13 protein-coding genes are annotated in these 15512 nt (G+C 37.7%); 1 reads left to right on the plus strand and 12 read right to left on the minus strand.

The window, feature by feature from the left end:
• Positions 1-178 precede the first annotated feature (178 nt).
• The 11 genes from trxA to zapA all read right to left on the minus strand — a co-directional run bounded on the left by trxA (position 179) and on the right by zapA (position 11794).
• Entirely contained in the window at positions 179-493 is a 315-nt protein-coding gene (trxA, locus tag IQI_RS10330; RefSeq protein WP_064092558.1) for a thioredoxin, read from the minus strand.
• Between the two features lie 229 nt (positions 494-722).
• Positions 723-1703 carry an electron transfer flavoprotein subunit alpha/FixB family protein gene (locus IQI_RS10335; protein WP_064092559.1) on the minus strand — a complete coding sequence of 327 codons (981 nt, stop codon included), beginning with the start codon at positions 1701-1703 and terminating at the stop codon, positions 723-725.
• A 43-nt stretch (positions 1704-1746) separates the two neighbouring features.
• Positions 1747-2520 carry an electron transfer flavoprotein subunit beta/FixA family protein gene (locus tag IQI_RS10340; RefSeq protein WP_064092560.1) on the minus strand — a complete coding sequence of 258 codons (774 nt, stop codon included), beginning with the start codon at positions 2518-2520 and terminating at the stop codon, positions 1747-1749.
• Between the two features lie 142 nt (positions 2521-2662).
• On the minus strand, positions 2663-3433 hold the full coding sequence (locus tag IQI_RS10345; protein WP_064092561.1) for an enoyl-CoA hydratase: 771 nt from the start codon (positions 3431-3433) through the stop codon (positions 2663-2665).
• Between the two features lie 20 nt (positions 3434-3453).
• The gene (locus IQI_RS10350; RefSeq protein ID WP_064092562.1) at positions 3454-4041 is read right to left on the minus strand and encodes a TetR/AcrR family transcriptional regulator; all 588 of its coding nucleotides are present in this window, start codon (positions 4039-4041) and stop codon (positions 3454-3456) included.
• 144 nt (positions 4042-4185) lie between these two features.
• Entirely contained in the window at positions 4186-5880 is a 1695-nt protein-coding gene (locus tag IQI_RS10355; RefSeq protein WP_064092563.1) for a long-chain-fatty-acid--CoA ligase, read from the minus strand.
• A 381-nt stretch (positions 5881-6261) separates the two neighbouring features.
• A complete protein-coding gene (locus IQI_RS10360; RefSeq protein WP_064092564.1) occupies positions 6262-6669 on the minus strand; it encodes a DUF350 domain-containing protein in 408 nt (135 codons plus the stop codon).
• A 21-nt stretch (positions 6670-6690) separates the two neighbouring features.
• Positions 6691-9051, minus strand: coding sequence for an endonuclease MutS2 (locus tag IQI_RS10365; protein WP_064092565.1), 2361 nt, complete (start codon positions 9049-9051; stop codon positions 6691-6693).
• A 19-nt stretch (positions 9052-9070) separates the two neighbouring features.
• Positions 9071-10783 carry a DNA polymerase/3'-5' exonuclease PolX gene (gene polX, locus IQI_RS10370; RefSeq protein WP_082892663.1) on the minus strand — a complete coding sequence of 571 codons (1713 nt, stop codon included), beginning with the start codon at positions 10781-10783 and terminating at the stop codon, positions 9071-9073.
• Positions 10784-10986: 203 nt separating this feature from the next.
• Positions 10987-11526: a CvpA family protein gene (locus IQI_RS10375; protein ID WP_064092566.1), complete on the minus strand. Its 540-nt coding sequence runs from the start codon at positions 11524-11526 to the stop codon at positions 10987-10989.
• A 7-nt stretch (positions 11527-11533) separates the two neighbouring features.
• Positions 11534-11794, minus strand: coding sequence for a cell division protein ZapA (gene zapA / locus IQI_RS10380; RefSeq protein WP_064092759.1), 261 nt, complete (start codon positions 11792-11794; stop codon positions 11534-11536).
• A gap of 121 nt (positions 11795-11915) precedes the next feature.
• Between zapA and rnhC the strand changes: the two genes are divergently transcribed.
• Positions 11916-12842 (plus strand): ribonuclease HIII, encoded by a 927-nt coding sequence (rnhC, locus tag IQI_RS10385; RefSeq protein ID WP_064092567.1) that lies wholly within the window; start codon positions 11916-11918, stop codon positions 12840-12842.
• Between the two features lie 250 nt (positions 12843-13092).
• On the opposite strand, the gene pheT is transcribed toward rnhC, so the two are convergent.
• Positions 13093-15507: a phenylalanine--tRNA ligase subunit beta gene (gene pheT / locus IQI_RS10390; RefSeq protein ID WP_064092568.1), complete on the minus strand. Its 2415-nt coding sequence runs from the start codon at positions 15505-15507 to the stop codon at positions 13093-13095.
• Positions 15508-15512: the final 5 nt, after the last annotated feature.

Consider the following 15512-nt stretch of genomic DNA (forward strand, 5'->3'; position numbering starts at 1 on the left):
GAAGCGAAGCTGAGGTGGCTTGGCCGAACATCCGCGGAAAGCGAAGTGGTTCCCCTCACCATCTAGCACAATACAGGTTGACAGAGCCTTTAAGAGACTCATGTTATAAAACAACATTCTTTGCGAAAAGAGCATTAAAAAAGGCCGAAGCTCTAATTAGAGCTTCGGCCTTTTGAAATTATGCGTGTTTGTTTAATAGTTCAGCAAGTGCTTCCTTAGGTTGGAAACCAATTACTTTATCAACAACTTCGCCGTCTTTAAGAACGACTAACGTTGGGATACTCATTACGCCGTATTTACCAGCTGTTTCTTGGTTTTCATCAACGTCAACTTTGACGATTTTCACTTTGTCGCCCATTTCTCCATCTAACTCTTCTAATACTGGAGCGATCATTTTACAAGGTCCACACCAAGGTGCCCAGAAATCCGCTAATACCAGTCCAGAATTTGTTTCAGTAGTAAATGATTGATCAGTAGCATGTGTAATTGCCATTTATATGCGCCTCCTAAATTCTTTGAATGTAAGGTTAGTATATCACCGTTTTTTTATGGATGCTATTAATCTGCTCGTAGGTAATATACCCTTCAAAAAACGGAATATACTATGTACAACTTGAAAAAAAATAAGGAGTAACCACCTTCTCGATGATTACATCCTTATTATTTTATTCAATACTTCTATCATACCCTTTATGTTAAGAAACAAACATGAAGAGTGTTTATTAAGAACTAGCTACCTTAAGCTTTTTGAATTCTTCCGTAAGCATTGGAACCACTTCGAATAGATCTCCAACAATACCATAGTCAGCTACATTGAAAATGTTCGCTTCAGGATCCTTGTTAATGGCCACAATTACTTTTGAGTTAGACATACCAGCTAAATGCTGAATAGCTCCAGAGATTCCACAAGCAATGTAGAGGTCAGGTGTTACTACTTTCCCTGTTTGACCAATCTGTAAAGAGTAATCACAATAATCTGCGTCACACGCTCCACGTGAAGCACCGACAGCACCACCAAGAACATCTGCTAATTCTTGAAGTGGATTAAATCCATCTTCACTCTTCACGCCACGTCCACCTGCAATAATAACTTTAGCTTCTGATAAATCAACGCCTTCACTTGCTTTACGTACAACTTCTTTAATAATTGTGCGTAAATCTTTAATGTCAACAGAAAGAGTTGATACATCACCAGTGCGGGATTCATCTTTGCTTAGTGGTTCGATATTGTTAGGACGGATAGTAGCAAAAATCAATCCATCAGTTACAATTTTCTTTTCAAAAGCTTTTCCAGAGTAAATTGGTCTTGTAAATACTAGATTTCCTCCAGCTTCCTCTAGGTCAGTACTATCAGAAATCAATCCAGAATTTAATTTACTTGCCACTTTAGGAGATAAATCTTTACCTAACGCTGTGTGACCAAAAATGATTCCTTCAGGCTTCTCTTGATCAATAACAGCCATAATCGCTTGTGAATATCCATCTGAAGTATACTGCTCCAGTTTATCATCTTCCACAGCGATTACTTTGTCCGCTCCATATTGAATCATATCATTTCCTAAAGCGCTTACACTTTTACCAATTAAAACTCCTACTACTTCTCCGCCCTCAGAAACGGTTTTACCAGCTGCAATTGCTTCAAAAGAAACATTACGTAATGATCCATCACGTACTTCTCCAAGTACTAATACTTTTCTCGCCATGTTAAATACCCCCTGAATGTTAGTTGTTCTTATACTCTCAAAATTAGACTACTTTTGCTTCGTTGTGAAGAAGTTTAACTAGTTCTGATACTTGAGCATCCAACTCGCCTTCTAATACTTTTCCAGCTTCCTTCTTCGGTGGTAAATAAATTTCGATCGTTTTCGTCTTCGCTTCTACTTCATCTTCATCTAAATCTATATCATCAATTTCTATTTCATTTAATGGTTTCTTCTTCGCTTTCATGATCCCTGGTAAAGAAGGGTATCTTGGCTCATTTAGACCTTGTTGAGCTGTTACTAGTAATGGTAATGAAGTTTCTATAATTTCAGAATCACCTTCTACGTCACGAGTAACTGTAACAGTGCTTCCATCAATTTCTAATTTTGTAATCGTTGTTACGTAAGGAATGTCTAATTGTTCTGCAACACGAGGTCCTACTTGTCCAGAACCACCATCAATCGCCACGTTACCTCCAAGAATTAAATCAATTTCCTGGTCTTTTAGATATTGTGAAAGGATTTTGGCTGTAGTGAATTGATCTCCATTCTCAACATCATCTTCCGTATTGATCAGTACAGCTTTGTCAGCTCCCATGGCTAAGGCAGTTCTAAGCTGTTTCTCGCTCTCTTCTCCACCTACTGTTACCACTGTAACCTCTCCACCATGTGCATCGCGTACTTGAATGGCTTCTTCGACTGCATACTCATCGTATGGATTTATGATAAATTCAGCCCCATCTTCAGCAATTTGACCATTTTGAATTGAAATTTTCTCCTCTGTATCAAACGTTCTTTTCAAAAGTACATAGATGTTCATACGTTAGTCCCTCCTAATAATTAAAACATTCTTTCCCTTAAAAAGATTTTGAAAATTTATCCCCTTTGAAGGGGCAGAGTGATTGGAAACTACCAATCAACACTGCCCTATATAAGAGTTTACTATATTAATAGAATGTATTCTACCCTTTAAAATTCGGTTCTCTTTTTTCAATGAAGGCTGAAATTCCTTCTTTTGCATCGTCGGATACGAATACCTCACCAAATAGATCAGCTTCTCTCATGACCCCTTCATAAAAGCGGTCATCTTTTGTATAGCTTAAAAGCTCTATGGCTGCTTTCATAGCCCCTGGGCTTTTCTTAGCGATTTTTTCAGCCATTTCCTGAGCTTTGCTAAACAATTCTTCTTCAGGATACGCTTTATTCGCAAGTCCCCATTGAACAGCTTCTATACCACTAATAGGTTCACTTGTTAAGAGCATTTCAGCAGCTTTCGCTCTACCTACAAGCTTCGGTAATCGTTGAGAACCTGCAAACCCGGGAACCAGTCCTAATTGCAACTCTGGTAATCCAAGCTTTGCTTTTTCACTTACTAATCGGATATGACTTCCCATAGCAAGTTCCAATCCTCCACCTAATGCTGCACCATGAATGGCAGCAATGATTGGTTTAGAGAAGTTCTCCATTCTTTCAAACACATCTTGACCTTTTTTCGCTAATTGAGAGAATTCCTCACCACTTTCAATGGTAGTGAATTCCTTAATATCAGCACCAGCAGAGAAGAAACGGCCCTCACCTTTAAGCAAGATTACTCTTACATCAGGGTTTCCTTCAAGTTCATCCAGAACTGCATCGACTTCTCTAATCAGCCCGCTCGCTAATGCATTGGCGGGTGGTCTTTGAATAATAACTGTTGCGATCTTTCCTTCTAATGACCAGGATAAGTTCTCCATCTCTAATCCCCCTAAAGAATTTAGTTTCTGCCTATACAACCGTGAAGTAACAGTTTGTGAATAGCAGGTACTTGAGCTACTATATCATATTTCTGATCATTCATAACCCAAGTTGTCACCATTTCATCTAAAGTTCCAAAAATCATCTGTCGTGCTAAACGAACATCCAGAGTTTCCGGAAACTCTCGAGACTCAATTCCACTAATTAAAATCTTGTCTACCAACTGTAAATACCCTTTTAAAACATCATTAATCTTTAAACGAATATCTTTATTTGATTGACGTAGCTCTAATTGAGTAACAATTGCTAAATGATGATCATCTGAAAGGATTTTGCAGTGATTTTCAATCATCACTAATAATTTCTCTGAAACCGTCTGTTTTCCTGCTATAACTTCCTCTATCTTTTCAACAAAGAGTACCATTTTTTCTCTAAATAAAGAGATCAGGATATCTTCCTTATTTTTAAAATAAAGATAAATTGTTCCATCAGCGACACCAGCTTGTTTGGCAATCTTCGAAACCTGTGCTTGATGATACCCGTTTTCGGCTATAACAATGACGGCTGCATCGATAATTTGCTTGTATTTAGGTTTGTTTCGTTTCATAATATCTTGACCTACCTTAGGGAAATATGAATGAATGGTCATTCATATTTCAATAATAAAATGTATGTGGTTAATTGTCAAGAATAGTGTGCTTGTCCAATTAAACTTTAAAAAAGAGAAGAATTTTTCTTCTATATGATTACTTTACCCTAATTTTTCTTCTTCTTCTACCTTCTTGCGTTCTTCTTCAACTAAAGCTCTTCTTAATATTTTTCCTACTGCTGTTTTAGGAAGCTCATTTCTAAATTCATAAATACGAGGTACTTTATACGCAGCTAGATATTTACGAGCAAATTCATTAAGATCTTCTTCAGATAAGGTAGCTCCTTCTTTTAGGACCACATAGGCTTTAACTGTTTCTCCTCTATAAGGATCTGGGACTCCAGCCGCTACAACCTCTTGGATAGATGGATGCTCATATAAAACTTCTTCTATCTCTCGAGGATAAATATTAAATCCACCCGCGATGATCATATCCTTCTTACGATCTACTACATAGAAATAGCCTTTTTCATCCATGTAACCTAAATCCCCTGTTAACAGCCACCCGTCCTTTAAGGTTTGATCTGTTTCTTCGGGGCGATTCCAATAGCCTTTCATGATTTGTGGACCTTTTACAACGATTTCTCCAATCTCATTAGCTGGTAGGGGTTCTCCCGTTTCCAATGAGAAGACTGCTGCTTCTGTACTTGGCCAAGGAACACCAATACTACCTTTAATTCTTTCTTTATCCCATAGGAAGTTGGAATGAGTAACAGGAGAAGATTCAGTTAATCCATATCCTTCAACTAATTTACCACCTGTAACTTTTTCAAATTCCTGTTGCACCTCGACAGGTAATGGAGCGCTTCCGCTTAAACACGAATCAATGGAAGATAAATCATATTTTTTTAGATCAGGGTGATTTAATAACCCAATATAAATGGTTGGAGCTCCAGGAAATAACGTTGGTTTCTGTTTTTGAATTGTCTTTAAAGTCGTTTCTGGATCGAATTTGGGTAATAAAATCATTTTATATCCTTGCATAACAGCTAGAATCATAACGGCTGTCATCCCGTACACATGAAAGAATGGTAGTATACCAAGAATCTTTTCTTCTCCTTTTTTGCATTTGTAAAGCCACACATCACACATAGAAGCGTTGGCAACTAAATTTTTATGTGTAAGCATTACTCCCTTAGGAAACCCTGTGGTTCCTCCAGTATATTGAAGGAGGGCAATGTCGTTATCAAAATTAAACTCACTTTCAATCTGTTCAGGTTTCGATGTGGACATAATGTGTGTGAATAAGTGATTGGAATCTGTCGGTTCTACTTTTACGACAATACCATACTGCTTTTTTTGGATAAATGGGTAAATGAGATTTTTGGGAAACGGGAGGTATTCTTTGATAGCGGTTACAATTATATGCTCAAGATTTGTATTCTTCATTACCTTCGATACTCTCGGATATAGAATATCCAAAGTAAGAATGACTTTAGCTCCAGAATCCTTCATTTGATACTCAATTTCTCTTTCTGTATACAATGGATTGGTTTGTACTACAACTCCACCAGAGTATAAGACTCCATAATAGGCAATAACGGATTGAGGAGTGTTTGGCAGCATGATTGCCACCCTATCACCTTTTTCAATTCCTAACCCCCTTAAATAGTTGGCAAATTTCAGAGCCGACTCATATAATTCTTGAAAGGTCATTTCTTTCCCCATAAAGTGAATGGCAGCTTTATTACCATATAGAGAAGCTGCTTCAGTTAAGTAGGATTGAAGAGGTTTTTCAACTAAATCCAGTTCTCTTGGTATTTCTATTGGATATTCGTTAAGCCACGGCTTGTTCATTTGTATCCCTCCTTGTGAATTGTTAGAAAATTTTTTCTTTTCACTATTATAATATAAGGGAACTACAGTTACAATTTGAAATCTTTATTTTTATTACTATTTACCTAAGTTGAAAGGTATAATTCTTTGAAATCTTTTCATTCATCAGCTTGTCTTAACTCTCTTATGAAAACATATATAGGCATTCTATACTTATATATATTTTAAACTCATGAAAAAAGACTGCCATTTTTTATCTAATGGCAGTCTCTTTTCTATTTATTGCTATATTAATATTATAAATGCTTCAAGTGAAAAACAGCATATAAATGATTCCTATTACTAGAAAGCCTCCACATAAAGCCAATAAAACCTTCGCTAACGTTTCCATGTTTCCTCTCCTTACGATATGCCTGCACCAATTACATAAGATAACCCAACGGAAATGACTAAGGATATAAAACCAACAGCTCGATTGTCATTGGCTATTTCTTCATCAATTTTAAACTTTGGTGTTAAAAATTCATAAATAAAGTAGCCAATTAACAAAAGCAAGAATCCAAAAATTCCCCATCCTATGGTGGTTAAGATCGTATCATGTTGTTCAATGGAATGACGAAAGATATTTGCAATCCCGAATATCTTCCCACCAGTTGCCATAGCAACCGCTACATTTCCCCTTTTAATCTCATCCCAGTTTTTGTATTTTGTGACTAGTTCAAAAATCGCTAAGAAAAGGACAAGGCATAGAATGACTACGCTATAATTCCCTGCCGTTTGAACATATTCATTTTCCCAAAAGTTTTCCAATGTTAAGCCTCTTTTCTTTCGTTATTTAAACTGAACTACCGTCACACCGGTTCCACCTTCACCTGCATCACCGAAGCGAATGCTCTTAACAGATCGATGATTGTTTAAATATTCTTGAACCCCTTGTCTCAAAGCCCCTGTACCTTTCCCATGAATAATCGAAACACGGGGATAGCCTGCAAGTAATGCATCATCGATATACTTCTCTACTCTTGATAAGGCGTTTTCAAATCGCTCTCCACGTAAGTCCAGTTCTAAGCTCACATGAAAATCCTTTCCTTTAACAGTAGCCAGCGGCTTTGTTTCCACTTTTTGCTGTGATTGAATAAATTCCAGGTCAGATTCCTTCACCTTCATTTTCATAATGCCCATTTGCACTTGCCACTCTTTGCTTGAAACCTTTTCAATTAGATGACCTTTTTGATCAAAGCTTAGTACCTTCACTTCATCTCCAGCTTTAAGCACCTGTTTACCATTGTTTCCTTTACTCTTTTGGACAGATGATTTCTTTAGTTTAGGGGTAGCTTCTTCTAATTGTTTCTTTGCATGAATCAGCTCATGTTCCTTTATTTGCGCAGATTTTTCCTTTTGCATCCTTCTTAAATCCTTAATCACCTGATCTGCTTCTTCTTTCGCTTTCTCTACTAAATCAGAAGCCTTCAATTGGGCTTTTTCGTAAAGCTGATCTTTCTTTTCATAGTACTCCATCATTTGCTTTTGCATATCTTTATGCATTTTTTCAGCTTGTCTCAGTAACTCATGAGCTTCTTCCAGCTCTTTTTCACCCTGTCGTCTATTTTCCTCTAATGATGCAATCATGTTTTCGACTTCTTTTGTATCTGTTCCGATATGGGACTTAGCTCTTAAAATGACTGAGTCAGATAGACCTAATCGCTTGGAAATCTCAAAAGCATTACTTCTCCCAGGGACTCCTAACAATAGTTTGTAGGTTGGACTTAGAGTTTCTACATCAAATTCTACACTGGCATTCACAACACCTTCACGATTATAACCGTAGGCTTTGAGCTCTGGGTAATGAGTAGTAGCAACGACTCTTGCCCCTTTCCCATGTACCTCGTCCAGAATAGAAATCGCTAAAGCCGCTCCCTCTTGAGGGTCGGTACCTGCTCCCAATTCATCAAAAAGAACCAGGCTTTCATGATCTACTTTTTCAAGTATTTCTACGATATTCACCATATGTGAGGAGAACGTACTTAAGCTTTGTTCTATCGATTGCTCATCTCCAATGTCAGCATAAATGGAACGGAAAATCCCCACTTCAGAATCATCAAGTGCGGGAATTGGTAACCCAGCCTGAGCCATCATATTGGTAAGACCTAACGTTTTCAGAGTAACGGTCTTTCCTCCGGTATTAGGTCCCGTTATCACGATAGAAGAAAATTCCTTGCCTAATTCAATGTCATTTGCAACAGCTTCCTCTATCGGTAAAAGAGGGTGACGTGCCTTATTTAATTTTATTCTTCCCTCATTATTAATGATTGGTTTCGACCCTTTGATAGATCGACCAAACTTTGCCTTTGTAAACATAAAATCTACATCTGACAAAATACTTACAATAAGAAGTAACTCTTCCGCTGCTTCCTGGACTTCTACTGATAGAGCGAGAAGGATTTTTTCAATTTCAGTTTGTTCCTTTAATCGAAGCTCTCTAAGCTGATTGTTTAATGCGACGATAGCTTCTGGTTCAATGAATAACGTTTGCCCAGACGAAGATTGATCGTGAATAATCCCGCCATAGTGGCCTCTATACTCTTGCTTTACCGGAATCACATAACGATCATTTCGAATCGTGATAATGGCATCAGACAGCATTTTCTGTGCATTTGATGAACGAGTCATTTTTTCAAGCTTTTCACGAATACGACTTTCATTAGATCGCAGCTGTGTACGAATGGATCGAAGAGTTTCACTGGCAGAGTCTAATATCTCTCCATTATCATCCACTACTTTTCGAATGTTTTGCTCTAAATAAGGAAGTGGAATAACTGTATTCATTTTATTCTCTAATAAAGGAATCTCAACTTCTTCTTCAAGCAATTCCTCTACAAATTTAGTTAATTTCCGACTGGCACGAATCGTACTTGCCACTTGTACTAATTCAGAAGGAGCGAGCATTCCACCTATTTGAGCACGCTTAACATGGGGACGAATATCAAATATTCCCCCTAGTGGTGCATGACCTTTAAGTCGGAGAATGGTCATCGCTTCGTCTGTCTCTTCATGAAGATGGACAATCTCTTCGTACTCTACCGAAGGCAATAAAGAAGAGACACGAGCATGCCCTAGAGCAGAGGCAGCAAACCCCTTTAATAATTCTTTAATTTTATCAAACTCTAATGTTCTTAGTACTTTAGAATTCACAGAACAGATTCCACCTTTTTCAATTGTTTCGTCTTATAAATGTTAATAATTCCTCTTTGTCACTTGCATTTAACACTGTATCTTTCTTTATCCATCCTTTTCTGGCTGTTCCAATACCGATTTTCATAAAATCTAAATGCTCTACGCTATGAGCATCTGTATTGATGACGAGTTTCACGTTACTTTCCTGAGCTTTTCGAATGTTTTCTGCAGAAAGATCAAGTCTGTTTGGATTCGCATTAAGCTCTAAAGCCGTGTTCGTTTCTTTCGCCAGCTGGATTAGAAGATCCATGTCCACGTCGTACCCTTCTCTTCTACCAATGATTCTACCTGTTGGATGGGCAATTATATCTACATGGGCACTTCTCAAGGCAGTAGATAACCTCTCCATAATTTTTTCTTGGGATTGAGAAAAGCTAGAATGTATAGAAGCGATGACTACATCGACTTTTTCAAGGATTTCATCGGAATAATCTAATGTACCATCTGGCAAAATATCCATTTCAATACCTGAAAGAACTTCAATATCGTCATACTTCTTATTTATTTCTTTTATTTCATCTATTTGTTTTATTAAGCGCTCGGGTGTTAACCCGTTGGCCACACGTAAATATTGTGAATGATCCGTGATCGCCATATATTGATAGCCTTTATTCCTGCATGCTTCCACCATTTCCTCAATAGAATAAGCGCCGTCAGACCAGGTTGAATGCATATGAAGATCGCCTTTTATATGTTCCAGCTCAATCAACGGATAGTCCTTATGAAAATCCTCTACTTCTTTCCCATCTTCTCTTAGTTCGGGTGGGATATAGGCGAGATCAAAGTGATGAAAGAATTCTTCCTCTGTTTTAAAGGTGATGACTTTCCCTGTTTCACTAATCTCTACTCCGTATTCACTGATCTTTTCTCCTTTTTCTTTTGCTAATTGGCGCATACGAACATTATGATCCTTTGAACCAGTAAAGTGATGGAGAGCCGTAACGAATTCTTCCGGCTTTACAATACGAAAGTCAATGCTTACATCCCAATTATAGTGAAGAGTTAATGAGACTTTTGTTTCACCAGCTCCAATGATTTCAACAATGTTTGGCAGGTTCAATAATTCTTCCTTTACCGCTTTGGGATCGTCCGTTGACAAAATAAAATCAAGATCTTTAATCGTTTCTCTCATTCTTCTCAAGCTTCCTGCCCGGGAAAACTGCAAGATAGGTTTAATTGAAGAAAGAAAGCTCTCCATTTCCTCTGCAATTCCGTTCATGTAAGCGATCGGCAATCGATCGGGTCTTTTTCCTACTTGTTCAATTGACGCTAAGATCTTTTCCTCTGTCTTCTTTCCAAATCCAGCAAGGTCTTGAACTTTATTCTCCTTGCAAGCATCTTCAAGATCTTGAATATTTTCTACACCAAGTTCACTGTATAATTTTGCAATCTTTTTCCCACCTAATCCAGGGAGCTGAAGAAGAGGAACTAAACCTTTTGGAACTTCTTCCTTTAATTCTTCAAGAACCGAAGACTTCCCTTCATTGATATACTCCTCTATTACCCCGGCAGTCCCTTTTCCAATTCCACTAAGTTTGGTAAAATCACTTATTTCATTTAAGCTTCGATCATCATTTTCTAATGCAGCTGCTGCTTTTCTATAAGCTGATATCTTAAAGGAATTTTCACCTTTAAGCTCCATATAAATGCCAATTTCCTCTAATAATTTTATAATATCTTTTTTATTCAAAGTACTCACCTTCTTTTATTAAGATACACCATCTATGTAAAAAACCTACTCATTCTATGAATAAGAAAATCGATCTTTCCTCTTATATAGTAGCAAAATTGTGAGAAAAAGAAAAAAGACTGACTTGTAAGACAAACATGTTCCTTTAGCCAGGGTGAAATTCCCTTAACTAAAAAATGTTTACTCTTAAAGTCAGCCTCCTTTTAGGCTACATATTCAATCCACCATTTTTCTACCAAATCTGAAAATACAGGTGTATGTTTCACCATTGCCTCTGCAATAATCGAATGATTAATTAATAATTGCACTGACTCTATTGGTAATAATACGGCAATAAATAATAATATGAAAATAACTAAGTACGTTTCTACCAATCCTAATAGTCCACCACCAAGAATGTTTAATTGTTTTAATATTGGTAGATGAGCAACAAAATCAAGCATTGAACCAATAATTTGAAGCAGAATTTTCACCGCAAAAAATATCATAGCAAACGCAATAACACGATAATATGCTTGGTCTAAATTTGTACTTTCAAAAATCATATTCAACTTTGATTGTTCGTCCAGTACTGGATATGGAATCCAAAGGGTTAGTTTCGGTGCAAGCTGATCATAGTATATGTATGCTACAATAAAAGAGACGATAAATCCTGCCATGTGGATGGCTTGTAAGATAAATCCACGTTTTAAACCTATAAAGAATCCTATCAATAGGATGATTAATATAGCTAAATCCAGCATCTTTTATTCAATCCTTTAATCGTTTAATTTCTTGCTCTAAACTCTCAAACTTTTCTTTTAGTTTGATATAATCATTAACGGCATTTACAGCCGTTAATACAGCAAGTCTACTCGTATCTAGAGAAGGGTTCATGGAGTTAATTTCTCTCATTTTGTCGTCCACTTTAGAACAAACAAATCGAATTTGACTGGTTGATTCAGTACCAACAATTGTATATTGTTGACCATAAATATCCACAGTGGTGCGGTTTTTTTGTTCTTTAGACACCCCAAAAGCCCCCATTCTTTAGAATCCTAAACATTATCATACCATGAAATCTTTTTGTTTTGGAAGGAAATTGTCATAAGAGGTCACATTTTTTATTATTTTGTCATAAGGAGTGGTTTTTTTGGCGAATACAGTTATCGTAGCAAGCAAAGAAATATTAAATAAAATGAAGGTTTACTATCAGAAAGAGTGCATAGAGAAAGTACCACAAGGTGCACTCTTTGTAGCCAAACCAAGCGGCTGTACAGTAACAGCATATAAATCAGGAAAAGTATTATTTCAGGGTGCAAAGGGTGAGGAAGAAGCAAGTATATGGGGTAACAGCCAACCATCAAAGGTCAAATCTCCGTCTAAAGGAGGAACCGCTACGCTACCAGAAAATTTTGCATCATGGTCTGTTGTTGGATCTGATGAAGTAGGAACAGGTGACTTCTTTGGTCCCATCACGGTAGTAAGTGCCTATGTACATAAGGATCAAATACCTTTAATGAAGGAGCTTGGTGTAAAAGATTCTAAAAATTTATCTGATCCTCAAATCATTAAAATAGCCAAGGATTTAATCAACACCATTCCCTATAGTTTATTGATTCTTCACAATACAAAATACAATGCCCTTCAAGAGAAAGGCATGACCCAAGGGAAGATGAAAGCCATTTTACATAACCAAGCCATTCTTCACTTACTGGAGAAGATGCAGCCAGAGGAACCGGAAGCCATTCTCATTGATCAATTCGTAGAAAAAAACACATACTTCAAACACATCAATGCTCAAAAGAAAATACAAAAAGACCGTGTTTATTTTAGTACGAAAGGTGAAAGTATCCACATTGCAGTAGCCGCTGCGTCCATTATCGCTCGCTACGCTTTTCTCAAAGAAATGGATAAACTAAGTACGAAAACAGGAGTCGAGATTCCAAAAGGTGCAGGAAAGCACGTAGATGTGGCAGCAGCCAAAATCATTAAGGGAAAAGGGATTGAAGAATTAAAATCAATTACAAAGTGGCATTTTGCCAACAGTGAAAAAGCGATTAGGCTTGCTAAAAAATAGATTGAACAAACCCAGTCCTCTAGGAGAGACTGGGTTTTGGTTTGGTCTATGGAGTTAAGATCGAAAAATCGCTTATAAATTTTCGAATCCGGCTCATAAAATTGGAGAGAGAGTAAAGCAGTGAAGATTTGGACCTTTAAAAAAGTTCACATGAAGATCGTTTGAACTGAAAATTGAACAGTTTTATAGTTTCCAATTCAGATGAATCAAAAAAGATGCCAGACTCTAAGCCTGACATCTCCAATGAATATTATCCTCTTAATTCTGCCCCAGCTTCTGCTTTAACAGCTTGAAGGACTTTATCATGTACTTTTACTACTTCTTCATCCGTTAAGGTTTTAGAAGGATCAAAGTATTTTAATGAGAATGCGAGAGATTTTTTCCCTGCTTCCATATGTTCTCCCTCGTAAAGGTCAAATACAGAAACCTCTTTCAGCAGCTTGCCTCCAGCTTTCTCAATGATTCCTTTTAACTCACCCGCTTTTACTTTCTGCTCTACAACAAGGGCAATGTCTCTTGTAATAGAAGGATGGCGAGGAATTGGAGAATAGCTTAACGCCGGCTTTTCATAATGGAAAATAGGGTTAGTCTTAAGTTCAAAAACATATGTTTCGTTAAGATCCAGCTCTTTTTCCATTTCTGGGTGAATGGCACCTACAAAACCAATGACTTCATCACCAATTAAAATTTCAGCTGTTCTTCCAGGGTGCATTCCATCAATGGTTCCCTGGCGGAAAGAGATCGCTTCAGACACTCCGATTTCCTCAAACAAGCCTTCTAAGATCCCTTTTGCTACATAAAAGTCAACGGGTTTCTTTTCTCCTTGCCAAGGATGTAGATGCCATAGTCCTGTTAGGGCACCTGCAATATGCTCTTCTTCAGTTGGAAGTTCTTCTCCTGTCTCTTTTAAGAAAACCGAGCCTACTTCATAAAAAGCTAAAGAGTCATTTTGACGAGCTTTATTGTAGGAAACCACTTCCAGAAGCTGTGGAATAATGCTTAAACGAAGATTACTGCGTTCTTCACTCATTGGCATTAATAAACGAACAGGCTCCCTTACATCCAGAGCATATTTCGTTGCTTTAGCATCATTTGTCAATGAATAGGTAATCGCTTGTAGGAGGCCTGCCCCCTCAAGATAACGACGAACTGTACGACGTTTTAATTGATGAGTACTAAGTCCACCTGGCGTTGCTTCACCTTTAGGAAGTGTTAGTGGAAGATTGTCGTAACCATATAAACGAGCCACTTCTTCAAGCAAATCTTCAGGGATTGTAATATCTCCTCTTCTGGATGGAGCTGTTACAGTAAATGTTGATTCCATTACTTCCAACTCGAATTGGAGACGACGGAAAATTTCTTTTACTTCCTCTACTGAAATGGAAGTTCCTAATGAGTCATTGATTTTCTCTAACGTAATTTCTACTTTAGAAGGTTCAACCGTTAGTTCATTAAATAACACTGTTCCTTGGAGAACTTCTCCACCTGCATACGTTGCCATCAGCTCTGCTGCACGTTCACCAGCCTGTAACACACGATTAGGATCTACACCTTTTTCAAAACGAGCGCTCGCTTCACTTCTTAATCCGTGATCTTTCGAAGCTCCTCTAACAATTCCACCTGTAAAATAAGCAGCTTCTAATAATACAGTGGTTGTGTCATTTTGCACTTCAGAGTTAGCACCACCCATTACTCCTGCTAATGCTATTGGTTCAGAACCATTGGTAATCACAAGATGATCACTCTTTAGCGTTCTTTCAGCATCATCTAACGTGATGAAGGTTTCACCTTCCGTCGCGCGACGCACCAGGATTTCCTTTGAGCCTAGACGATCATAGTCAAAGGCATGTAATGGCTGACCGTATTCTAATAACACATAATTCGTAATATCTACCACATTATTATGAGGGCGGATACCTGCTGCAATCAATGCGTTTTGCATCCAAAGAGGTGACGGTCCAATCTTTACATTCTTAATTACTTTAGCACCGTACAAAGGATTATCTTCTTTTGCTTCTACGTTGACTGATATATAATCAGATGCTTTTTCTGTTCCTTCGGCTACCTCAACTTTAGGAAGCTTTACTTCTCGATCTAAAATAGCCGCTACTTCATAGGCAACTCCCAGCATACTTAAACAATCAGAACGGTTAGGGGTTAAACCAAGCTCTAAAATGGCGTCATCAAGGTTTAATTGCTCCACTGCATTTTTCCCGACTTCTGTATCATCAGAAAATACATAAATACCTTCAGCATGCTCTTTTGGCACAAGCTTCCCTTCAACACCCAGTTCCTGCAAGGAACAAATCATACCATGAGAAGCCTCGCCTCTAAGCTTAGCCTTTTTAATTTTGAAGTTGCCTGGTAAGACTGCCCCCACTTTTGCAACTGCCACCTTTTGCCCTTTGGCTACATTAGGAGCACCACAAATGATTTGTACAGGCTCTTCTTCACCTACATCAACTAAGCACTTATTTAATTTGTCTGCATCCGGGTGAGGTTCGCATTGTAAAACGTGACCTACAACAACATTTTTAATGCCTTCACCAATTCTTTCTACGCCTTCAACCTCAATACCACTTCTTGTAATCATTTCTGCTAACTCTTCAGGTGCGACACCTGATAAGTCTACATAATTTTCTAGCCATTTATATGAAACAAACATGTCTA

The organism is Rossellomorea aquimaris TF-12 (genome assembly GCF_001648555.1).
In the GTDB taxonomy this organism is placed as follows: domain Bacteria; phylum Bacillota; class Bacilli; order Bacillales; family Bacillaceae_B; genus Rossellomorea; species Rossellomorea aquimaris.